General features: G+C 69.8%; 18 protein-coding genes and 5 pseudogenes. 11 read left to right on the top strand and 12 right to left on the bottom strand.

All coding sequences use genetic code 11. The features are described 5' to 3' along the window. Window positions 1-151 precede the first annotated feature (151 nt). The 3 genes from KME66_RS00460 to KME66_RS00470 are packed head-to-tail and all read left to right on the top strand — an operon-like array spanning window position 152 to window position 2,115. On the top strand, window positions 152-1,150 hold the full coding sequence (locus KME66_RS00460; protein ID WP_216317762.1) for a GlxA family transcriptional regulator: 999 nt from the start codon (window positions 152-154) through the stop codon (window positions 1,148-1,150). After that, entirely contained in the window at window positions 1,147-1,755 is a 609-nt protein-coding gene (locus tag KME66_RS00465; RefSeq protein WP_216317764.1) for a DJ-1/PfpI family protein, read from the top strand. Before KME66_RS00460 ends, KME66_RS00465 begins: the two co-directional genes overlap by 4 nt. Before the next feature lie 57 nt (window positions 1,756-1,812). After that, entirely contained in the window at window positions 1,813-2,115 is a 303-nt protein-coding gene (locus KME66_RS00470) for a hypothetical protein (RefSeq protein ID WP_216317766.1), read from the top strand. An 87-nt stretch (window positions 2,116-2,202) separates the two neighbouring features. Here KME66_RS00470 and KME66_RS00475 read toward each other — a convergent pair whose 3' ends face one another. Beyond that, window positions 2,203-2,703, bottom strand: coding sequence for a cupin domain-containing protein (locus tag KME66_RS00475; protein ID WP_216317769.1), 501 nt, complete (start codon window positions 2,701-2,703; stop codon window positions 2,203-2,205). A 599-nt stretch (window positions 2,704-3,302) separates the two neighbouring features. Continuing rightward, window positions 3,303-3,494 (bottom strand): annotated as a pseudogene (locus KME66_RS00480) (FMN-binding glutamate synthase family protein); the annotation flags it as partial. Window positions 3,495-3,998: 504 nt separating this feature from the next. Between KME66_RS00480 and KME66_RS00485 the strand changes: the two are divergent. After that, a pseudogene (locus KME66_RS00485) lies at window positions 3,999-4,728 on the top strand (transposase family protein); the annotation flags it as partial. A 221-nt stretch (window positions 4,729-4,949) separates the two neighbouring features. Here the strand turns inward: KME66_RS00485 and KME66_RS00490 are convergent. Further along, complete coding sequence (locus KME66_RS00490) at window positions 4,950-5,354, bottom strand: cupin domain-containing protein (RefSeq protein WP_216317771.1); 405 nt, start codon at window positions 5,352-5,354, stop codon at window positions 4,950-4,952. After that, complete coding sequence (locus KME66_RS00495) at window positions 5,351-6,769, bottom strand: MFS transporter (protein ID WP_216328995.1); 1,419 nt, start codon at window positions 6,767-6,769, stop codon at window positions 5,351-5,353. The genes KME66_RS00490 and KME66_RS00495 overlap by 4 nt, the downstream gene beginning before the upstream one ends. 87 nt (window positions 6,770-6,856) lie before the next feature. Here KME66_RS00495 and KME66_RS00500 point away from each other — a divergent pair, with 87 nt between their 5' ends. Next, window positions 6,857-7,525: a TetR/AcrR family transcriptional regulator C-terminal domain-containing protein gene (locus tag KME66_RS00500; protein ID WP_216317773.1), complete on the top strand. Its 669-nt coding sequence runs from the start codon at window positions 6,857-6,859 to the stop codon at window positions 7,523-7,525. Between the two features lie 85 nt (window positions 7,526-7,610). On the opposite strand, the gene KME66_RS00505 is transcribed toward KME66_RS00500, so the two are convergent. Both KME66_RS00505 and KME66_RS34370 read right to left on the bottom strand, forming a co-directional pair. Continuing rightward, window positions 7,611-7,826: a hypothetical protein gene (locus tag KME66_RS00505; protein WP_216329802.1), complete on the bottom strand. Its 216-nt coding sequence runs from the start codon at window positions 7,824-7,826 to the stop codon at window positions 7,611-7,613. Window positions 7,827-7,838: 12 nt separating this feature from the next. Then, window positions 7,839-8,060, bottom strand: a pseudogene (locus KME66_RS34370) (helix-turn-helix domain-containing protein); the annotation flags it as partial. 292 nt (window positions 8,061-8,352) lie between these two features. Here KME66_RS34370 and KME66_RS00515 point away from each other — a divergent pair. From KME66_RS00515 to KME66_RS00530, 4 genes are all read left to right on the top strand, one after another. Next, window positions 8,353-9,018: a hypothetical protein gene (locus KME66_RS00515; RefSeq protein WP_216317774.1), complete on the top strand. Its 666-nt coding sequence runs from the start codon at window positions 8,353-8,355 to the stop codon at window positions 9,016-9,018. A 212-nt stretch (window positions 9,019-9,230) separates the two neighbouring features. Next, window positions 9,231-9,506, top strand: a complete 276-nt coding sequence (locus KME66_RS00520) for a hypothetical protein (protein ID WP_253208186.1) — start codon at window positions 9,231-9,233, stop codon at window positions 9,504-9,506. 423 nt (window positions 9,507-9,929) lie between these two features. Then, the gene (locus KME66_RS00525; RefSeq protein ID WP_216329803.1) at window positions 9,930-10,121 is read left to right on the top strand and encodes a hypothetical protein; all 192 of its coding nucleotides are present in this window, start codon (window positions 9,930-9,932) and stop codon (window positions 10,119-10,121) included. Window positions 10,122-10,231: 110 nt separating this feature from the next. Continuing rightward, window positions 10,232-10,651: a DUF5959 family protein gene (locus tag KME66_RS00530; RefSeq protein ID WP_216317777.1), complete on the top strand. Its 420-nt coding sequence runs from the start codon at window positions 10,232-10,234 to the stop codon at window positions 10,649-10,651. 31 nt (window positions 10,652-10,682) lie between these two features. Here the strand turns inward: KME66_RS00530 and istB are convergent. The 6 genes and pseudogenes from istB to KME66_RS00560 all read right to left on the bottom strand — a co-directional run bounded on the left by istB (window position 10,683) and on the right by KME66_RS00560 (window position 18,752). Further along, window positions 10,683-11,474: pseudogene (gene istB / locus KME66_RS00535) on the bottom strand (IS21-like element helper ATPase IstB). Between the two features lie 11 nt (window positions 11,475-11,485). Then, a pseudogene (gene istA, locus KME66_RS00540) lies at window positions 11,486-13,053 on the bottom strand (IS21 family transposase). A gap of 834 nt (window positions 13,054-13,887) precedes the next feature. After that, a complete protein-coding gene (locus KME66_RS33740; protein WP_253208187.1) occupies window positions 13,888-14,784 on the bottom strand; it encodes an ATP-binding protein in 897 nt (298 codons plus the stop codon). Window positions 14,785-15,656: 872 nt separating this feature from the next. Continuing rightward, on the bottom strand, window positions 15,657-17,087 hold the full coding sequence (locus tag KME66_RS00550; protein ID WP_253208188.1) for an FGGY family carbohydrate kinase: 1,431 nt from the start codon (window positions 17,085-17,087) through the stop codon (window positions 15,657-15,659). Window positions 17,088-17,313: 226 nt separating this feature from the next. After that, a complete protein-coding gene (locus tag KME66_RS00555) occupies window positions 17,314-18,090 on the bottom strand; it encodes a DeoR/GlpR family DNA-binding transcription regulator (protein WP_216317781.1) in 777 nt (258 codons plus the stop codon). Continuing rightward, window positions 18,087-18,752 (bottom strand): histidine phosphatase family protein, encoded by a 666-nt coding sequence (locus KME66_RS00560; protein ID WP_216317783.1) that lies wholly within the window; start codon window positions 18,750-18,752, stop codon window positions 18,087-18,089. Before KME66_RS00560 ends, KME66_RS00555 begins: the two co-directional genes overlap by 4 nt. A 245-nt stretch (window positions 18,753-18,997) precedes the next feature. On the opposite strand from KME66_RS00560, the gene KME66_RS00565 reads away from it, so the two are divergent. Together KME66_RS00565 and KME66_RS00570 are read left to right on the top strand one after the other, a co-directional pair. Beyond that, window positions 18,998-20,053: a 2-hydroxyacid dehydrogenase gene (locus KME66_RS00565; protein ID WP_216317785.1), complete on the top strand. Its 1,056-nt coding sequence runs from the start codon at window positions 18,998-19,000 to the stop codon at window positions 20,051-20,053. A 62-nt stretch (window positions 20,054-20,115) separates the two neighbouring features. Next, the gene (locus KME66_RS00570; RefSeq protein ID WP_216317787.1) at window positions 20,116-21,597 is read left to right on the top strand and encodes an FGGY-family carbohydrate kinase; all 1,482 of its coding nucleotides are present in this window, start codon (window positions 20,116-20,118) and stop codon (window positions 21,595-21,597) included. Window positions 21,598-21,772: the final 175 nt, after the last annotated feature.

Here is a 21,772-nt window from a genome sequence, read left to right on the forward strand (position 1 = left end):
ACCGGATGATCAAGTACGAGAGGCCGTTCGACGCCCGAGGCTAAAGATCAAGTTAGAGGGGGCCGCGCGTCAAACACAGTCACCCCCTGTGGCGCGATTCGTGGGATGTATGTCGTTGACGCCATTGCACTGGTTCCCCGAGGGTGGAGGCATGACGGAGCGCAGCGTTGTTTTCATGATCTATGAGGGGTTTCAGCCTCTCGACCTCGTCGGCCCCCACGAGGTGTTCCAGCACGCCAGGCGGTTGGCGGGCGGGTATCGATGCCAGGTGGTAGCGCCTCGTTCCGGGGCTGTGCAGGCGGCGAGCGGACTTCCGGTCCACGCCGAGTACGGGGTGGACGACCTGGATCCTGAAAGTGTCGACACGTTGGTCTTGGCCGGCGGCAAGGGAGTCGACCGGGCGTGCCTTGATGCGGGGCTGACCGGGTGGATCCGGGAGGCCGGGGCGAGCGCGCGCCGCGTAACCTCGGTGTGCAGCGGGGTGTTCCTGCTGGCTGCCGCCGGACTCCTCGATGGGCGCAGGGTCACCACTCATTGGGCCCGGGAGCAGCAGCTCATCAGGGAGCATCCGGAGGTTGATGTCGACTGCGAGCCCATCTTCATCCGGGACGGGCGTGTGTGGACATCGGCCGGTGTCACCGCCGGGATGGATCTCGCCCTGGCGCTCGTGGAGGACGATCTGGGGCGGGGGATCGCCCGTGCTGTTGCACGCGAGATGGTCATGTTCCTGCGCAGGCCCGGCGGTCAGTCCCAGTTCAGCGTGGCGCTGTGGTCGAAAGAGCCGGCGACCGACCCGGTCCGTGCCGCGGTGTCAGCGATTCATGCCGATCCCGGTGCTCGGCACGGAATCGCCGAACTTGCGCAGAACGCGCGGCTCAGTCCGCGTCATCTGCAGCGCCGGTTCACCGCCGAACTGGGTATGCCGCCAGCCTCGTACGTGGAACGCGTACGCGTCGAGGCCGCCCAGCGCGCGCTCGCCGAGGGCCACGACCCGGTCGAGGCCATCGCCCGGCGCTGCGGCTTCGGCACCGCCGAGACACTGCGCCGCACCTTCCACCGTCACCTGGGCATTGCGCCCTCCGACTACCGGGCCCGTTTCCGGTCCACCACCTCCGCTGCGGAACCGCAACAGGAACAGGAACATTCATGACCACCTACGGGCTGCTGATCTTCAACAATGCCGAGGAGCTGGACTTCGTCGGCCCCTGGGAGGTGTTCACCGCCTCCTCGATGCTGCGCGACGGCAGGGACACCGCCGTCCTCATCTCCGAGAAGCCCGAGCCTGTGCGCTGCGGCAAAGGGATGCGTGTCCTGCCAGACCACACATTCGGCGACCACCCGCCCCTCGACGTACTGCTGGTCCCGGGCGGACGCGGGGCTCGCGAGACAGAACCGTACAACCCGGTCGTCACCGACTGGATCACCCGAACCGCGGCGCAGGCCTCCTGGGTCAGCAGCGTGTGCACCGGTGCGGTGCTCATTCACGCCGCTGGTCCCGCGCGCGGGCGGCGCGTCGCCACCCACCGGAGCCACGAGGACGAGCTTGAGGCTCTCGGTGACGTCACCGTCGTCCGTGACGCCCGGTACGTCGTGGACGGAAATCTGGTCACCAGCCAGGGAGTCTCCGCCGGGATCGACAGCGCCCTGTGGCTGGTGGGCCAAATGCACGGGCGCGAGCACGCCCGCGCGGTACGCCAGTACATCCAGTACGATCCTGCGCCGCCCTACCTCGCCGACGAACCCATCGTCGGCTGACCGGAACCGGCAGCCGCGCTCGGCCCCAGGCAACCAGGCCGAGGGCGGCGACCTCATGTGGGTCGTCGACCCGCCCGTCACACGCCCCGGCCCCACCCCGCCGCCGCGGAAGCTCCACCTCATCTACCGCCTCCACATCACCCCGAGGTCCGCGCCACCCTCGCCGAGGTCGAACTGGACGAACTGCCCGACGGCAGCCACGAGACCGGTGTCATCGAGTGGGTCGACTACCGCAAGACCGCCGAACTGCCGATCTTCCCGCCCATTGGGGCCGCCCTCGCCGCTCTGCCCGATCCCCCCGCCACCGTCACCGACGCCGCCCTCGAAGCCGTCACCGACGACAACTACATCTGGGTCTGATCAGCCTGCCCGACGCCGGACCGGCGGCCGCCGCCTCGCCGGTCCGGCCTTCTCCCATGCCATGAGGCAATGCCGCCGCCTGGACAGTCACAGTGCGGCGGGTCGGCAGAAGCGGCGGATCAGTTCTGCCTGTTCGGGAAAACGCTCCAGGAGGTCGGCTTCCTGGCCGAGCGTCATGTCGGCGTAGTCGAATCCGGGTGCCACGGCTTCGCTGATCAGGCCGTGGTCGCCCTGGGTGAGGTGGGACGCCTTCCAGACTCCACCGGGGACGGCGAGCGTGAGGAGTTGGCCCCGGTGAGGGTCCTGGCCGAGCACGGCGGTGCGGTGGCGGCCGTCGGGATACAGGAGGTGATAGGTGATCGCTTCCCCGTGGTGGTGAAAGTGCAGGATGTCCGACTGGTTGAGATGCCAGTGGCCTACGGGCGATCCGCGCGTCAGCAGGTAGTGGATCGACGTCAGCGTGTACCGGTCGCCCGCCGGGGTGGAGATACGCGGGCGGTGATCGGCCTGGAACGTCCGGCGGAAATACCCGCCCTCCACGTGCTCCTCCAGGCCGAGCGCCTCGATCCAATGCTCAGCGGTGATCATGCGATCCTCCTCCGAACGGCCGCCCGGAGGAGGACTCGACTACGCGGTCGTCCTCAGGTGGCAGCGGGCGTACGGGCGAAGGCGGGGGTGCGGGGAGTGTCCGGGTGCTCACGCCACCGAGGCTACGGGCAACGCGGGGGCCTGTCCCGGAGAGCTGGAAGCCACCGAGCAGCGGCGCGGCACACTGCGGAGTGGCGCCTCGGTGCCCCGGTGCCTCGATCAACCATGGTCCGCCATTGTTCCCGGCAACACCGGGCCTCACTCGCCAGGGAGCCTCCGGCCCGGCCGGCTCGTACGAACATGTTGAGACCGTCGACCCCCAGCTATCGCCGCTCGACGTGTGGGGGCAGGGCTGTGTCCACGGCTGAGACGGTTCCGCCGATCAGCTGAAATGGTCCGCGAACTCGACCTGCGCCCCGGCACGACGAGTACGACGTGGCTACCGGCATCGACGCGGCCGGATGGGCGTGCGGCTGCGGCGGAGGTCTGGCGGGACGAAGTTCCTGCCGTGGTACGAGGAGCAGTTGGCCGGCGCGACGGATACCGGCGAGCGCGCGCAGTGCAGGAGCTGACTGACGACAGGTGGCCGAGTAGCCGGCTCAGGTGGTGAGCAGTTCGGCGATCTCATGGGCGAGCTCCGGGCCGAGCGAGCCCCAGCCGTCCTTGTAGCCGTACGCACTCCCCAGACTGCGGGCGTCGTAGTCGCCGTTCAGGATGTCTATGTCGGTGGGGGTGATGAGCGACGGGTGGAGGACGCCGGCCCCGGTGCAGCGGCGTTCACGCCGCTGAGTGGAAGCGCTCGCGCCGGTCCCGGTTGGCAGGCGGGAGGCTCCTCCATGGAAAACGGCTTCACCCACTGCAAGGTCATAGAGCGGGTGACACGGTGAACGAGCACCAGTGGTCGCGGCCCGCCCGCCTACCGACGAGCAGCCGGTCGACCGGCCGGACAGAAGGAACAGGAAACTACAGCATCGGCCGGTGACTGCGTGCACGTTCTGCCGCCCTCAGAACCCCTCCTGCTGCGCCCGGGGTGGTAGGCCAGTTGGAGCAGCGCGAATGTCCCTGTGTCTCCCCCAGCATCCGGGTGCCACTTGCGTGCCGCGGCCTTGTAGAGCTGCTGGGCTGTGCGTTCGTCCGAGGCCGTCACTTGGGCGAGTTCGCTCAGCAGGGGGTGGATCCTTGAGCCTTTTCCAAGCTGGCGGCGTTGACCACGAGTTGGCCGGTCCTGCGTAACGACGAAGCTCCTGGTAGATGGGTTCTCGACCAAGATCACCCGTGTCCGCCAGGAGCTTCGTGTGCTTGTCTACCCGTCGTGGATCGATCTGTCCACCCGCACCCTGCCGCTCCTGACCGGGCAACTGACAGCCAGGCGGAGGGAGATCGGCACACGGTGGCTGCGGCTTCCCTCAGCGCGACAGGCTCTGCCGGCCCTGGCCCACCTGCGGTGCGGTGACACCTACGCACAGCTCGCGGCCGGTTTCGGCATCGGGATCGCAACCGCCTTCCGCTACATACGCGAGGCCGTCGACATCCTGGCCACCCTCGCCCCGGCCCTGGCCGAGGCGATCAAGGCGACCCGGGCGAAGGCGTTCGTCATCCTCGACGGCACCCTGCTGCCGATCGACCGGACCGCCACAGACACCCCGTACTACTCCGGGAAACACCAGCGCCACGGCATGAACGTCCAGGTCCTCATGGACCCGCTCGGACGACTGCTCTGGGCCTCGCCCGCGCTTCCCGGCTCCACTCACGCTCACCGCCGCGCGCCAGCACGGGACCATCGAAGCCCTCGCTGAAGCGGGACTCACATGCTGGGCTGACAAGGCATACCAAGGTGCCGGCGGAACCGTCCGAGTCCCGTTTCGTGGCCGCCGTCTCAAGCGATGGAAGCGCCGTCACAACACCACCCACGCCAAGATCCGCTGCCTCGGCGAGCAGGCCATCGCCACCCTCAAGGGCTGGCGGCTCCTGCGGAAACTCCGCTGCAGCACCAACCGCATCACCGACGTGGTGAAGGCCGTCCTCGTCTACTGGCGGGAGGAGGTTATTCCGACCGTGCGCTATTCCCCGATATCGCTCGCCCCGACTGGTGAATCCGAGTACGTGACGCCGGGGCTCTGAGCTCTACCCGGGGTGGATGGATCCCAGGCGGCGAATCGACGAGGAGGCATCCTGCGGTGACCGCCTTCCCCAGAGCAGTTGTCGCGGGGTGGCCCGGCGGCAGGCTCAGCCGGGCCAGCCCGCTGTCAGCGAGTGTTGGCACGTTTTTCGAGGCGGGTGCCGTGGCGAAGGGCGATCGACATCAGGTCGCTGGGGGCGTCCAGCTCCAGGCGGTGCCAGCGACCACGGGGGACGATCACGGCGGTGCCTGGCTGCAACTGCACCATGTCCTCGGTGTCGTCGGGCCTGGCGGGACGGAAGTAGAGGCGGACACCGCCGGTCAGGCAGCAGACCGCCTCCTCGGCCTGCGGGTGCATCTCCCAGCGGTCGGCGTGAACGTCGACGTCGGTCTCCACGTGGAACGTCGCGAGCTGCCAGGCGCCGGAGTCACTGTTCGTCATCCGCCGTTCGGCGGCTCGGACATCGCCGTCGGGATGGATGTGCAGCGCCGCGGCGAAGAGGTCGATGGGTGAGAGGGGTGTTGTCGTCATGACGGCGTTCCTTCCAGTCGATTCTCTGCGGAGGTGGCGAGTTGCGAGGCAGGTGTTTCGGCCCGGCGGCGGGGTAGCAAGCAGATCGCCACGATGGCGGCGAGAATGAAAAGGGCGGCGGCGATGGCAAGGCCCAGGGCGTAGCCGTCGTTGATCGCGGCGGGGTCGGTTGCCGTGCCGGTGCGGTGTGTGGCGATTGTGGCCAGGGTGGCCAGGCCGATGCAGCCGCCGAGTTGGCGGGAGCTGTTGATGAGGCCGGAGGCCATGCCGGCCTCATGGGGTGCGACGCCGGTGGTTGCGGCAGCGACGATCGGGGCGATGACCAGTCCGACGCCGATACCGGTGATGATGCTGGGGCCGAGCACGTCGGTGAGGAAGTCGCCGTCTGGGCTGATGAAGGCGAACCAGGCCAGGCCCGCGGCGGCCAGCATGGCGCCGGGAACCAGGGAGACGCGGGGGGTGTGTGCCGCGGTGGCGCGGGTCGCGACGAGGGTGCCCGCGACCAGGCTTGCGGAGAAGGGCAGGAACGCGGCGCCGGTTGCTGCGGCGCTCATGCCCAGAACCTGCTGCATGTACAGGGACACGAAGTAGAACGCCGCGAACTGCCCGGCCGTGGAGAAGAAGACCACCACGTTGGCCCCGGCGACCCAGCGGCTGCGCAGCAGGCTGAGACGCAACAGCGGTGCGGGAGCCCTGGATTCGGTGACGACGAAGGCGGCCAGGAGCATGGCTGCGGCGACGAACACTGTCCATGCGGTCGGGGAGTCCCATCCTTGGGCGTCGGTGCGCACGACACCGGTCACCAGCAGCCCGACTCCACCGATGGCCAAGACGGCACCGCGCACATCCAGCCTCTCGCGCCGGGCGGGGCGTGCTTCGGCGGGCGCGCCTGCGCGGACCAGCGCGAGAGCCACCGCGACGATGGGCAGATTGATGAGCATCACCCAGCGCCAGCCCGCGTACTGGGTCAGCAGCCCACCCGCCAGCACGCCCAGCGCTCCGCCTGCGGCGTTCACCCCGCTCCACACCCCGAGCGCGCGCACGCGCTGCGGGCCCTCGGGGAAGGTGGTGGTGAGTATCGCCAGTGTGGCCGGTGTGGCCGCAGCGGCTCCCAGGCCCTGGCCGGCGCGGGCGGCGATCAGTTGCCAGGGTGCCTGGGCGAGCCCGCCCGCCAGTGAGCACAGCCCGAAGACGGCCAGGCCGAGCACGAACAGCCGTCGTCGGCCATAGAGGTCACATGCTCGGCCTCCCAGCAGCAGAAATCCGCCGAGCGTGAGCGCGTAGACATGCACGACCCACGACAGGTCGAGCGGTGCGAACCCGAGCGCGGTGCGGATCGCGGGCAGGGCGACGTTGACCACGGATAAGTCCAGGGCGACGGCGAACTGGGCGACGGCCACGGCCGCCAGCACCATTCCGGGTCGCCCTCGCAATTTTTTATACACGTACGAAAAGTAGCGCCAGGGGATCGACGTTGTCGACACCTGGGGGATGATGAGGGCATGCCGCAGCCGTCCGCACCGCGCAAAACCCTCGGCCGACCTCCCCGCATCTCCCGCGAGGAGGTCGTTACAACGGCCCGTCGGATCGTGGACGCGGAAGGCGTGGACCGGCTGACCATGCGGCGGCTGGCCACGGAGATCGGCAGTACGCCGATGGCGCTCTACCACCACGTCCGCAACAAGGAAGAACTGCTCGTCCTATTGCTGGACGACTACGCCACGCGGACGCTGCACCGACGCGAACTGCCCGCTCGGCCCCGCGAGCGGATCATCGACGCCGCCGCAACGATCCACGAGGCGCTCGCCGCCTGCCCGTGGATCGTGGAGGTGCTGACCGCCGACGACCTGATGGCCACATCCGCTCTCTGGTTTGTCGAGCAGATCGTTGACGGCCTGGTCGAATGCGGCCTGTCCTCCGAGCGGGCCGTACACGGCTACCGCGCGATCTGGTACTACACCGCCGGAGAGATCGTGGTCCGCGTGACAGCAGCCCGGCGGCGCACGGACGACGACCGTCCCACCTACCGGGAACAAGTCTTCGCCGATCTCGACCCGAGCGAGCTACCCCGCTTGGCACAGGTAGCGGAGCAGTGGTCACCACTGACCGCCAAGGACACCTACCTGGACGGGCTCCGAGCCCTGGTAGACGGCCTCCTGGCTCCCCGTTGACCTGCTCATTCAGTTCATATTCTCGGGCGCCGATCCGGTGCCAACGGCTCCGCCGCGGATCCTCACGAAGCCGATCTCACGATCGCTACGATCTGCTGCTGGTGACCTCCTCGGCGCGGGCGGCGAGGTACTGGGCCCAGTCACGTCTGGCGTAGGTGACCCAACGGAGTACGGTGTGGCGGTGCGTCCCGGTCACGTCGGCGAGGACCGGGCTGGGCAGATCAGCAGCGAGGGCGGCCAGTGCCGCGTTGCGCGCGATGCGAACTCGGATACCGTGCCCGTTGAGCTCCAACCTGGCCATCTGTTTCTCCGACAGTCGGGGCCGACCAGGCGATCCCTTCGACGCCACCCCAGCCAAGCCCTCCTCGCGCCACTGACGCCGCCAGCGTTCCACCGACCGGTCCGAGACCCGCAACGCGGCAGCGATCTCCCGGTTCTTCCCGCCGGCCTCGAAGCCAGTCACAGCCTGAAGCCGGACCCGCTCTCGCGCGGCCCTCTCGGCGTCGGTCAAGCCACCACCCTGCGGATATCTCACCTCACCAGGACTACCGAAGCCACCCGCACGCTGTCCGGCGAACAGCCCGACATCACCAGATCAAGTTCAGTAATCTCGCGGTGACGCCCGAAGAACCTGTCACCCTGCGCCGTTCAGCGCCACCAATGCCTTCTCCCGGGATACATGCCTGCGCGAGGTTCCGCGCGGCACCCAAGCTGTTTCCTCAATTTCTCCTCAAAGAATGATCTTGCTCTGTACCGCGGTCTGCGGATGTGCGAGAAATATGGGGAGACCGCCCCCGATCGGGGGCGGCAGGGGGAAAGGATGCCTCGTGGGCATCGTAAGAAACGGGCTGTTCACTTCCGCCCTCGCGCTCACCGTGATGTGTGGTGCGGCTGCGGCACCTTCTGCGGCAAGTGCGCCGACAGCGGTCACGGCTGATGAGCCGACGACCGTGAACACCGCTCCGCCTGAGGAGCCCGAGGAGACCGACCTGGTGGAGAATCCGGCACCCGATCCGGATCCCACGTTCAAGCCGGAAAAGCCTCCGGTCGACACACCCGATGCTGAGTACTGCTCCCCGCGGAATGTCTACATTCCCAAGACCAAGGGGAAGCAGTACCACAAGGGTGTCGGGCCGACGAACTCCAACTACAACGGCACCTCGCGCACCGCACGCTCGACCTTCGTCTCCGAAGTCACCGGAGAAGTAGGAGTCAGCGTGACTGCGGGCCTCTCGGGCAGCGTCTCCGCCATGATCGCGGAGATCGAGGCCAAGTACGAGGTCAACCTGAGCGCGAAACTGACCGCGAAGCTCGGCAACAGCATCTCAGTCGACACCCCGGCGAAGAAGACGACCAATGCCAAGTACGGCGTCTACCGCCTGAAGAACACCGGCACCAGTTACAAGATCTACAGCAACTGCCAGACCTCTGCGAAGAAGACCATCACCAGCTACACGCCGATCAAGGTCGGCTGGTACCTGTGGGAAGACTAGGCGGCTCTCTGCCGCAGCGTGCTCACCTGGTCCTCGCGCCACTGGTGTGTGCGCTGGCGCTCAGCGCAACCGGATGCAGCGACGGCGGGAACAGCCCGTCGAAAGCCGCAAGCTCCCGCCCCGCCGAGCCGACCACGACTGACACGCACAGAGCAGAGCACATCGAGGGCGAGTCCGTCTCGACCGCACCGAAACCGGTCGGCGACGGAGTAGTGCTGCTCTCCGCAGCCTCCCAGAAGGGCAACGCGCAACTTCCCCTGACCGAGGACATCGGCGCCGGCAGGCTGGCAATCCAAGTGAACTGCCAGGGCCAGGGAAAGATCCAGGTCTCCATCGACCCGACAGGGATTTCCTTCCCTCTCGACTGCGTGGAGAGGGAAGTGAGCAGCACCTACAACGAGGTCCACCTCAAGCGGGAACGCGAGAAGGGAACCGTACGAGTGACAGCACCAGCGGGGATCCGCTGGGCCTTGACAGTCGAGCAGTAAGCCAGCCGTCTGACAGAACCGCCGCAGATGAGCCGCGACGGACCAAGAGACGGCCGAAGCCCCGGCGCGGGCGGGAAGTCCGTATCGCCGCAGCCGTACCGCAGGAGCCTGCTCGGGCTATGGGAGCGCCACAGCGCTCCCATAGCCCGAGCAGGCTGTCCGGCGTCCCGTCAGACCGTGGAGGCAGGGGCCCGAGCCGCACTCCGGGGGACCCGGGGCTTTCCCGCTCGCCGGAGCCGGCTCCACTCACCCGCCTGGGTCACCCACGAGGAGCGACCGTCGCTGCCGCCTCGGACGAAGTATTGCGAGTGACTGGCTCATACGAGACGGCGTACGCCTTGGCGTCTGACACCAAAAGTGACTCTCCCTCACAGGCATTCCGGTCGCTGCTCCGGCTGGCCGCAGAAAGTGATGGTGCTGGCCATGCGGACCGATGCACAGTTCTGGGACTCGCTGGTGTTCGACGGTATCGACGAGGTGGAGGTCGAGGCGCCTACGGTCGAGGTGGTAGCAAGAAGCCGCGCGTCCGTGGCGGCGTGTCCGGACTGCGACCTGTCTGGCTTCGTAGGCGGCAACGGAGAACGTTTGTCGTGGAGTTCCGGCAGCAGTGGGTGATCAACTGGCTGCGGGATGTTGGTGAGAATCAGTAACACCCACCTCGGCGCCGTGTGTGTCGGCGGGCTAAGGGATGATACTTCTGTTCGAATCCGGTGGGAGGGGCTGTGGTGGAAGACGATCTGGGCGAGCTGATCTATCTGGCCGATCCGCCGGGGACGAGCGGTCACGTTGTCTCGCTGCGGGTGCTGGCGCGGCCGGCCCCAGGCGGGGATGTCTTGGACTGTGAGTTCGTCGTGGAGACCGAGACAGTCAAGGGCAGCTTCCCTGTCTATGTGACGTCCGATGACCTCGATGACTGGGAAGAGGCTCTGGGGGCGCTTGCGGGGAATCGGTTCGTGTCGTGGCTGAACTCGGGACGGACCGTGCAGTTCAAGATCAAGCCGGTGAGTCCTGGTGTGATCGCGGTGTCGGTCCATGATGGTCCGTCGTCACAGGTGACGGTCCGCGTGCCCCTCTTTCCGGCGACTGGCTGGATCGATGATCAGCGTGCGCGTCTCGAAAGGGTGCGGCGGTTGTTCTCTGGCTGACCGTCCCGTGTGGTGCTGCTCGGCGTGTTTGTCAGCCGGCTGCCTGCTGTTCGGCGCGTGCTCGGGTGGTGGCGAGTCGGTAGGAGTCGGTGCCGGTTTCGATGATGTTGCCGCCGAAGGGTGGTCGACGATGGCCGCGCAGAGGCGGGGGTCGGTGAAGGTCTTGGTCCAGCCGGAGAAGGACTCGTTGGAGGCGATGGCGACGCTGTTCTTCTCTTCGCGTTCGGTCAGGGCCTGGACGAGGAGTTCGGCGCCGTGGCGGTCGAGTTCCATGTAGCCGAGTTCGTCGATGCAGAGCTGGTCGACGCGGCCGTAGCGGGCGATGGTCTTGGTCAGCTCCTTCTCGTCGGCGGCTTCGACCAGCTCGTTGACCAGCTTCGTCGCCAGGACGTACTTGACCCGGTAGCCGGCCATCGCGGCCTCGGTGCCCAGTGCGATCAGCAGGTGTGACTTGCCGGTGTCGGAGTCCCCGATGAGGCAGAGGGGCAGGCCCTTCTTGATCCATTCGCACTTGGCGAGGGTGTGGATCCTTGCTGCGTCGATGTTGGGGTTCGCGTCGAAGTCGAACCTGCGCAGAGACTTGTCGCGGGGGGAACCCGGCGGCCTTGATGCGGCGCTCGGAGCGGCGGCGGGCCCGGTCGTCGCACTCCGCCAGGAGGAGCTCGGCGAGGAAGCCGAGACAGGACATCTGCTCGCGTTCAGCGGTCTCGGCCACATCCGAGAACTGGGACCGGATGGTGGGCAGGCGGAGCATGCGGCATGCCTGGACGACGCCGGTGGTGGCGGCCTGCTCGGTGAGTCCTCGCTGGCGGGGAAGGGACACGGTGATCTCCTCTATGACTGGGTGGGGCGGTCGGGTGGGCGGAGTCGTAGAAGCAGGTCGTAGTGGGCGACAGACGGGAGGGGCCGCTTGTCCGGCGGCAGATGAGCCCGGACGGCTGCTGGCAGCTGGGCCATGCCGGTCTGACGGCCGAGCGCGGCCGACGACGGAGCCTGCTCGGGATCGTTTTCGGCATCTGCCGCCTTGCGCGCTTCCAGGGCGACGGCATCCGCGGTCAGGGCACCGCTCTTCAAGGCCGCTGCGAGCCCCGCGACGAGTTGATCGTGCAGCAGATGGCAGCTGAGCAGGAGGACCTCGATCAGGGCCCGGGTGCCCTCGCGTTCGCCGTGTGCTTTGACCGCGGCTGCTCACCAGGCGTCGTGGATCGGCGTGAACCGGCCGACAGCCCTGGCCTGATCGAGGGCTGTGGCACCGGGCAAGGCGCCGGGCTTGCGGATCAGGGCTTCCAGGCAGTGGTCGAGATCGAGGCGGGATTCGTTGCGGGCGATAAGCCGCTCGTGCCGGGCAACCTCCTCGCGGCCGTCGTAGACCACCAGCTCGGAGGCGTGGAGCATGACGCGGACAGTGCGCCCGATCAGCCGGACCGGGACCGAGTAGCGGTTCATCCGGACGCAGATCTGGCTGTAGCGGTCGACTCGTGGTGTCGACAGCCTGCCTGTCTCGAACGGTTCTTCCGGCAGCGGCGCCAAGAGCGGCTGCTCGGCCGCGAAGTACTCACCGATCGTGTGAGGGCGGGAGCGGATCCGGCGGGCGTCATCCTGCTGGTCCCACCGGTCGATCATCTCGTTGAGTTCGGCGAGGGTGGCCACTTCGGGGACGGGGACCAGGTGGTTGCGGCGGAACCAGCCGATCTGGCCCTCGACTCCGCCCTTCTCATGGGCGCCGCGGATGCCGGGCTGGCAGTAGAGCGCATCCAGGCCGTAGTGGGAGCGGAAGGCAGTCCAGCCTTCGGCTTCGATGCGGCGGCGTGAGAGGCCCAGCACCTGGGCGACGGCGGCTCTATGTTTGTCGTAGCGGACCTTCCCGGTCGGCACTCCGCCCAGCAAGTTGAGAGCGTGGACGTGGCCTTCGAAGAACGCCTCCTGCCCTGCCGAGGCGAAGATGCGGTGGACGGCCTTGCCCGAGTACGACAGCCGGAAGGCAAACAGGTAGCAGGTCACCAGCTTGCCGGCCAACTTGATGGTGACGTCTCCGAAGTCGACCTCGGCCTCGGCTCCGGGCCGGTGGGTCTGCGGGGCGAACGCGTCAACCACCCCTTGTCGGCCTGGAGACGGATTTCCCCACGGCGTTCGGCGACGTTGGTACGGACCATCTGGTAGGAGATGTCGACGGCGTCGTGCTCGTCGAGAAGCCGGTCGTAGAGTCGCTTGACCGTGTGCCGCTGCTTCCGCGGCGCGGTCAGGTCCGCCTTCAAGATCGCGTCGATCACCGGCTTGTAGGGATCCAGGCGCGTCGCGCGCGGCCTCATCTTCCTGCGCGGCTCCGGCAGGGCCGACACCAGAGCCCGCTGCACGGTCTCGTAGCCGACGCCGTACTTCCGCATGAGCGCCCGCGTCGCCATGCCCGTCCTGGCGTCACGGCGGATCGCCGCGTACAGATCGACCTTGGACTTCGGCTACACCCGGGCCCCCTCGTCGTGCAAAGCACATCCATGGTCCCGAAGCAAGCACCGAGGTTTCTCCAGAACTCAGCGACATCACTCTCCCCTGGAACCGGGTGTTCCCGCCGCTGAGCATCAGACGTTCCTGCAACTCACCTACAGAGCCAGCCTGTCCTCGGACCGGGGCCATGACCGCTACCGGCGCAGGCTGAAGGACCTTCCGCTCGCCGAGCAGGGCTTTGTGATCCGGCTGACGGTCCCGCGATCCATCTGTGGGGCGGCGGACTGCCCGCGCCGGACGTTCGCCGAGCAGTTCTCCCGGCTGGCCGCGCCGTACGCGCGGTTCACCACGCTGCTGACCCGCGCCCTGCAGCGGGTGGGGCTCGCACTGGCGGGACGGGCCGACGCTCGGCCGGCTGCCCAGCTTGCCTCCGGTGCGGGACGGATGACCTTGTTACGCGGGGTCATGGCGCTGCCCGATCCGAGGTCCGTCTCCCCCACCTGGTTGCGCCAGCCCCGCGGCCGGGCCAGGAACACATCGTGCGCGCGCCACCCGCTCCCCACCTGTGAGCCCCGCCCGCTCCCCGGGCATCAGATCACGACGGATCGCCCGGTGCAGTGTCGTCAACGACGGTGCGTCGCCAGGCGGAAACTGCCGGGCCGCGCGGAGAACCAGTTCTCGATGGGCCGCCCGCCCGTTCCCCATTCCACAGCGCCAACAGCCCACGGACTTCAGACGTCATCGTGAACCTCGTACCGGCCCGGAACCATGCGCCAGGGGCGGCGGCTGCGGCCTCATCGTTTCTCAGCTGCGGCCAGCCAGCGCCGCACTGTGCGCTCCGACACCCCAGCGCGTTCACAGCCACGCGAACAGGACCGGCTGACAGCTCTTTCCCCGCCCGCAGGGCGAGCAGCCGCCGCACCGCAGAACCGCGCAGTGCCGTCCTCGACGCCGCAGGCAGTCCGCCGCCTGCACGGACGGCCTTCATCCTGCATGCCAGTTCTCCTCGCTCGGTGAGACGTTGTGTATTTGCCGAGGCTGAAAGCATGCGAGCGCCCCGACCGTTGCAGGAGCGCCCCGTTCACCATCGCGGCGCGACCCGCTTCCACAGCCGCCATAGCAAGAGCCCGGTCGACGGATGCATCAGCGGTGGTGAGCGGTGCGTTCTGCAGGTGCGTAGTCAAAGCGGCCCACGTACGGAACGTGCCGCGCGTGAATGACTGGTCGATCCACTTCAGATCCGGGGCCGGGACGGTACGCCACAGCAGATGAAGGCCCGTCACCACAGTCGCCACTTCCGCTCCGGCCAGGCGTGGAACCACCTGCCACGCGTCCATCCGCCCTACCAGATGCGGCAGCCGGGTCAGCGCCCGCTCACTGCCCGGACCGAGCAGCACCAGCCTGATGCGCGTGCCGGGGTGGTGCCACAGGCTCTGCGGATACTCCAGGCACGGCACAGGAAGGCGCTGCGCCTCATCGGCCACCAGCACCCGCGCGACCGTGGCACCGGCTCGCGCCGATGTGTGCGGTAACCGGCCCGGCAGCGGCAGAACGTCGAACACCGCACGCCGCACGTCGGCCACCGACGGCCGAACCGGCACCGGCACCCACGTCACCTTCCAGCCTGCGGGCACCTCATTGAGCACCAGCCGCACGGCCACGGTCTTGCCCCGGCCCGGTTCGCCGAACACACACCGCCCCCTGAGCCGCCATCGTCTGCCCGACCGCCCCGGCAACCGGCCTCACCGACGACGTCCGCACCAGCTGCACTCCCCCAGGCAACACCACACCCGCAACTGCGCCGCTCTCCTCCCGCCGCCGGGCCCGCAGCCGCTGACGCGGGGTGCGGCGGCCGGCGCGCAGCCACCTTCGCCGCGCTGTCCTCACGCGGCCCGGCCAGGGCAAAGTCAGCCAGCGCCTTACTTGTTCGCTTGCCGCCAACACTGCACAGAGCGGACGCTGCCCCGAAGGTCCCTGGCGATCACCGAACTCGCCTCGCCCCGGGCGAGCCTCTCGGGCAGCCTTCCTCCGTAACTCTTCGCGCAACTGCTGCCGTTCGGCCGTCGGCCCGCCTCCTCGCGGATACCGCATGCCCGGTGATACCGCAGCCGACGGCCTGCCGTCGGCCCCTACGGCACCACGAGTTCAACCTCAGAATCAGCCGGCTCGCCGTGCCAGGTGCAACCAGCCACCGACTACGCGTCGATCACATCACCGGCACCGACGAAACCTGATGGATCTGAACACGGCAGCACCGCGGCACAACCCAAGCGGCTACCGCCAGGCCCCATCGGGACCCTCCGGACAGGGCCTCGTCCTGCCCCAACGGCATGAGCCCTCGCCCGCTGCCAACGCATTCTCCTTCTACATGCAGGACACGTGCTGAAGAGGCGGAGTCCCTGACCCCGGGCACAGAGCCCCCTGGCACAGGGCCCCCTGGCACAGAGCCCCCTGGAAAGCCGTCTCGCTCAAGACTCTGTGCCGCAGGTGAACATCCCGCAACGTCACGGAGAGCTCACAAGCGCGGCCGAGCCCGCGTCCTCGGGGCGCGGGCTCGGCCGCGTCAGTCGTCGGGGAGCCAGCCGCGTTCGCTCAGCTCCGCGACGAATCGACCGTAGGCCTCCTCCAGAGTTGGGCGTTCCGCCCGCACCGGCTCGATGAGGGTGCCGCTGCGCACCATCGCGGCGGCGCTCGCGGCGAGGTCCTCGTGGAGCGTACCGGCCGCCGCGAGCAGTGCGGCGCCGAACGCCGTCTCCGCGCGATCGACGACCCTCACCGGGCGGTCCAGGACCGTGGCCCTGATCGCCGTCCAGACGGCGCTGCGGCTTCCCCCGCCGGCCGCGTGGAGCGGGCCGAGCACCGGGATGCCCGCACGCTGGATCCGCTCCAGGGCGAGCCGTTCCAGGAAGGCGACTCCTTCCAGCGCGGCGCGGTGGGCGTCCGCCTCGTCGCGCGGGCCGCCCAGTGCGAAGCCGCGCGCCGCACCGGAGACGAAGGGGAAGCGTTCACCGTCACGGCACAGGGGGTAGCGCACGTACGACGCCGGCCCCCGGGCCGCCGCGGCGGCGTCCAGTTCGGGCAGGCGGGCCGGGGCGACCCCGGCCAGGCACTCCCCTCCCGTGTTGGAGGCACCGCCGGGGAGCCACCAGCCGTCGGGGTGGCGATGGCTGTAGAACGCCCCGGCCGCATCGCGGACCAGGTGCTCGGACACCCCCTTGAGGACGTACGTCGTCCCCACGACCCCCACGAAGCGGCCCGGCTCGACCGCGCCGGTGGCAATCTGGCCCGCGCAGCCGTCCGTCATCCCCAGACGTACGGAGCACCCTTCGGGCAGCCCCGTCGCCGCGGCGCCCTCCGGGCCGACGACCCCCACCTCGGTACCGGGGGCGCCCACGGGCGGGAGCAGTCCGAGCGGGAATCCGAGGGCGTCGAACACCTCGTGCGCCCACTGCTGCGCGCGGGCGTCGTAGCCGGACTTCAGCGCGTGGCTCCAGTCCGTCGCCACCGGGTGCCCCGTCAGCTCGCGGCCGATGAACTCCGGGGTGTGCAGAACCTGGCGCAGAGCGGAACCGTACGTGCGCAGACACCACACAGCCCGGCCGAGCGCAGCGGTGGGACCCACCGACAGGCCGAGCTCCTCCCACCGGACGCTGCCCGCCCGCTGGGCCTGGGCGTTGATGCCGGCGGCCCGCCGGTCGTCGTACATCAGAGCCGGGCCGAGCGGCTCACCACGAGTCCCGGTGGGCACGATGGTGCCGGATGTGGCGGACACGGCCGCCGCGATCACCTCCCGTCCCCGGCGGGGCAGGGCTCCCGTGGTGCGGCGCAGGGCCGACCGCACGGCCGGCCACCACGACCGGGCGTCCTGCTCGCTCGTGCCTGCGCCGGCCCGTGCGGGGGGTGGGAGATCGGCCCGCGCCCCCGCCAGGACGCGGCCCTGTTCGTCCACACCCAGCACCCGCACGGACGCGGTCGCCACGTCGATGCCGATCACCACCGGAGAGGCCGGAGAGGATGACAGGGGCGGGGAGGGTGGCGGGGGCGGAGAGGATGACGGGGGCGGAGTCGGGCTGTGGGAATCAAGGCTCATACGCTCTGTGTCCTTCCCCGGACGTTCACGGGTGCGGGCCGGTCACCGGACGGAGGCCGGCCGTCGCCGTGGTGGCCCGAAGGCGAAGTCGGCGGGTGTTCCGGCGCGGTGGGAGCGACGAGGGCCCGGGTCACGGTCCGACGGCCGCAACCGTGACCCGGGTCCGTTCGCGGAGTCCGACCAGCAGTTCGGCGTCAGTTCCGTCGTCCACGACGAGATGGTCGAGGTCATCGACGGGACCCACCCGGTGCAGCGCGGTGCGGGCGAGTTTGGTGTGGTCCATGAGCATCACCTTCGTTGCCGCCGACGTGAGCATCGCCCGTTTGACGAGCACCACGTCCTGCTCCTGGTGATAGGCCGCCCTGGCGTCGAGAGCGGACGTGGAGACCGCGACGAGGTCCACGGAGAGCGCCTCCACCGCCTCGACGCAGGGCATACCGAGGAAGGAGTCATGAGTGCGCGAGTACTCGCCGCCCAGCGCGATCAGACGGATGCCCTCGCATCCGGCGAAGACGTCCAGCACCCGCCGGGCGTTGGTGACGACGGTGAGCGGGGCCCGTTCGACCAGCAGACCCGCCATGACCAGCACCGTGGTGGAGTCGTCGAGCATCACCGACATGCCGGGCTCCACCAGCGCGGCGGCGGCCCGCGCGACGGCTTCCTTCTCCGCCGTGTTGACACCGAGCCGGTAGTCGAGGCTCGACTCGAACACCGTGGAGGGCAGGGCGGACGCCCCGCCGCGGAAGCGTCGCAGCACCCCCTGGCGTGCCAGGTCGTCCAGGTCCCGGTGGACGGTCATCAGGCTCACGCCCGTGAGCCGGGTGAGGGCGGCGCCCGTGGCCGTGCCCTGCTCGATCACATGGTCGGCGATGAGCCGCCGGCGCTCTTCGGCGGATCTCTTGGTCATGGGTGCCGGTCTCCCGCAGGGCTCGGACCCGGCGCAGGGGCGAGGGCGGGGAACGGCGCCGGAGGGACGTTGAGCGACCGCAGCGCCGTCTGTGTGCCGCCGATCTCGATCTCCGTGACGGCGCCGTTGTCCAGCCGGGGAAAGATCCGCCGGTAGCGCCCCAGAGGCAGTCCGAGAAGTCCGCACAGGGCGATACGCAGCAGCGTGTTGTGGGCGACGACGAGCACCCGCTGTCCCTGGTGCCGGTCCGCGAGGGCGCGCAGGGAAGCGGTCGACCGGGCCGCTGCCCGGTGGACGGGTTCCGAGCCGGGGAAGGCGCCGGAGTCGGCGTCCTCACGGAACCGCCGTACGGCTTCGGGGTCCTCATCGGCCATCTCCTGGATCGTGCGGCCCTCGCCCCATCCGAAGTCCACCTCCCGCAGCCCTTCCTGGACCTCCAGCTCCAGGCCCAGCGCGGCCGCCGCGGGGCCCGCCGTCAGGCGGGCGCGGCTGAGCGGCGAGCAGGCGACCGCGTCCACGCCGCTGCGCACGGCCCAGGCCCGGAGGTCCTGGGCCTGGGCCACGCCTCGCGATGTCAGGGCGACGTCGGTGACGCCGGCGTACCGGTTCTCCGCGTGCCACTCGGTCTCGCCGTGCCGTACGAGCAGGAGACGCGTGGTCATGAGGAGAGCCCCTTCCGGGTCGGGCCGGGGCGCGGCGGCGGGCGCGGGGCCGCCGTTGTCCGCGGCGGCAAGGCGCATTGCCGGTTAACGGCAGCGCTGTTAAATTTAACAGACATTTCACAACCCGGGCCGGTCTCCCCCGGCTCGGACCACGCCCCGGCCAGGCCCGCGTCAAGCCCGGATCAACCTGCCGGCCTGCTCGGCATCCACCTCAGCGGCCCTCCTCGCAGAAGGCATCCGACGTCATGCGCATCCTCGCCGCAGGCGACCACTTCGTCCGTCCCGCGTCGATTCGCGCGGCGGTGGGTCAGGAACTGTCCCGCACGGGAGAGAAGCTCCCGGAGTTCACCGAGCTGACGCTGCCCTGGCCCCATGAGCCCTTCGGTCCGGTCGCGGAGGTCCGGGAGGCGAGCGGCACGGAGGACGAGATCGTGGAGGCGCTGGACGGGGCGTCCGTCTGTGTGACGCAGATGGCCCCGTTCACCGAGCGGGTGTTCGCCGCATCGCCCGGGTTGCGGCTCGTCGCCGTCTCGCGGGGCGGGCCGGTCAACGTGGACCTGGCCGCGGCCACCCGCCACGGGGTGCGGGTCAGTTTCGCCCCCGGCCGCAACGCCCCCGCCGCCGCGGAGTTCGCGGTGGGGCTGACGCTGGCCGCGATGCGGCACATCGCCGCTGCCGACGCGGAGCTGAAGCGGGGCGTCTGGCGGGGCGATCTCTACGCGTACGAGGAGACCGGCGGCGAGCTCGGCGGGGCCACGGTCGGGCTGGTGGGCTACGGGGCCGTCGGCCGCATCGTGGCGCGGGTGATGCGCGCCTTTGGGGCGCATGTGCTCGCGGCCGACCCGTACGCCGCCCCGGAGGCGGTCGCGGCGGACGGTGTCGAACCCGTCGGACTGGACGACCTTCTGACCAGGAGTTCGGTGGTGAGCCTGCACGCCCGCCTGACCGAGGAGACCCATCACCTGCTCGACGCCCGCCGCCTCGGGCTGCTGCCCGCCGGTGCGGTCCTGGTCAACTCCGCCCGCGGCGGGCTTCTCGACCACGCGCCGCTGCCGGAGCTGCTGCGCAGCGGCGCACTGGGGGCTCTCGCCCTCGACGTGTACGACATCGAGCCGATCCCCGCCGGCTGGCCCCTGCACGACGTACCGAACGTGATCACCACGCCCCATCTCGCGGGCGCGACCCGGCAGACCGCACACCGTGCGGCGGCCGTCACCGCCGCCGAGGTCGGCCGCTTCGTACGGGGAGAGGAACTGCGGCATCTCGCGAACGGAGACGTCCTGGGGGACGGCGGGCCCTGAGGGCCGGCGCCCCAGCACCCCGGCCCCTCGGCCCCCATCGGCTCGCACAGGAGGCAGCAGGCTTGAGCACGATCATCGGCGTGGACATCGGGACATCGGTCACCAAAGCGGTGGCGTTCGGCGAGGACGGCACGGCCCTGGCCTCCGCGAGCCAACGCTCACACCTGGAGATGCTGCCCGGCGGTCGCGTCGAGCAGGACCTCGACGACGTCGTGTCCGGTGTCGGCGGCGTCGTGCGGGAGGTCACCGCGAAGCTCGGCCGGCTGCCGGACGCCGTGGCGCTCACCGGCCAGGGAGACGGGCTGTGGCTGCGGGACCGGGACGGCCGCCCGGTGCGGCCCGCGATCTCCTGGATGGACGCGCGGGCCTCGGACCTGGTGGCCCGCTGGCTGACGGACGGCACGATCGGCACGGCTTACGCGCACACCGGCTCCGGCATGTTCCCGGGGTGCCACGGCCCGCTGCTGAACTGGCTCCAGGAGCACGAGCCGCGATCGCTGGACCGGGCAGCCGTCGCGGGATACTGCGTCGACGCCGTCGCCCAGCGCCTCACCGGCCGAGTCTGCCTGGACGCATCCGACGCCACACTGCCGTTCCTCGACCCCCGTACCCGTCGCTACGCGCCCGAGGCGCTGGCGGCGTGCGGTATCGCCGAGCGGGCGGGGCTGCTGCCGCCTCCCGCCGCCCCGGGCACGGTGCTCGCCCTCCACGGTCCCGGCGCCGGACTGCTGGGCCTGCCCGAGGGGCTCCCGGTCGTGGCGGGGCCGTACGACCTGCCGGCCTGCGCGATCGGCAGCGGGGTCCGTGAGGCGGGAGACGGAGTCCTCATCCTCGGCACGACCCTCGCGAGCCAGGTGCTGACCGACCGGGTCGCCCTCGATCCGCTCGCCGAGCCCGCCGGCATGTGGCTGTGCACGCCCGCCCCCGACCGGTGGCTGCGTGCCATGCCCGCGATGGTGGGGACGGCGGCGCTGGAGTGGGTGCTCTGTCTCGTCGGCGCGACCACGGCCGACGTGGACTGCCTGCTCGCCGACAGCCCGCCCGGCGCACGCGGTGTCCGCGCCTTCCCCTTCCTGTCCGAAGCGGGCGAACGGGCCCCGTTCGTCGACCCGTCGGCGCAGGGCAGACTCGACGGCCTCAGCCTGGCGACCGGCCGGGCGGACGCCGTCCGGGCCGTCTGCGAGGCCATCGGCTACGCGGCCCGGCACTGCCTGGAGGCGGCGGGACTGAACGGCACCCTGGCCCTGTGCGGCGGCGGCACGCGGTCGCTGACGTGGGCCCGGCTGATCGCCGACATCCTCGGCCGGCCCGTTCGCATCCCGGGGGAGGAACAGGTGGGGGCACTCGGCGTGGTGTCCGTCGCCAGGGCCTCGCTGTACCCCGGGTACGCGGTGTCGCCGGGGCGCCATCGGGTGATCGAACCACGTGATGACGTACGGGCGCTGTACGAGGACGGATACGGGCGGTACCGCGCGGAGTTGGGAACGGCCCGGGCCGCATGGGGAACCCACCCTCGGCCGCCGGGACACCCCGGAAACCTCTGAGCGCTCCGGACCGCCCGATACTGACGACGTTCCTCCTGGCTCTCAGCTCCTTCCGCGTGCACGTGACGCGAAGGAGGCTCCGCGCCTGACGACCGGGAGATTCCTGCCGAGCACCCTTGGACCGGATCGCGATCCGCACCCCCTGTCGGCATTCCCGGCGATGTCCGTCCGGCGG

Source organism: Streptomyces sp. YPW6 (genome assembly GCF_018866325.1).
Lineage (GTDB): Bacteria > Actinomycetota > Actinomycetes > Streptomycetales > Streptomycetaceae > Streptomyces.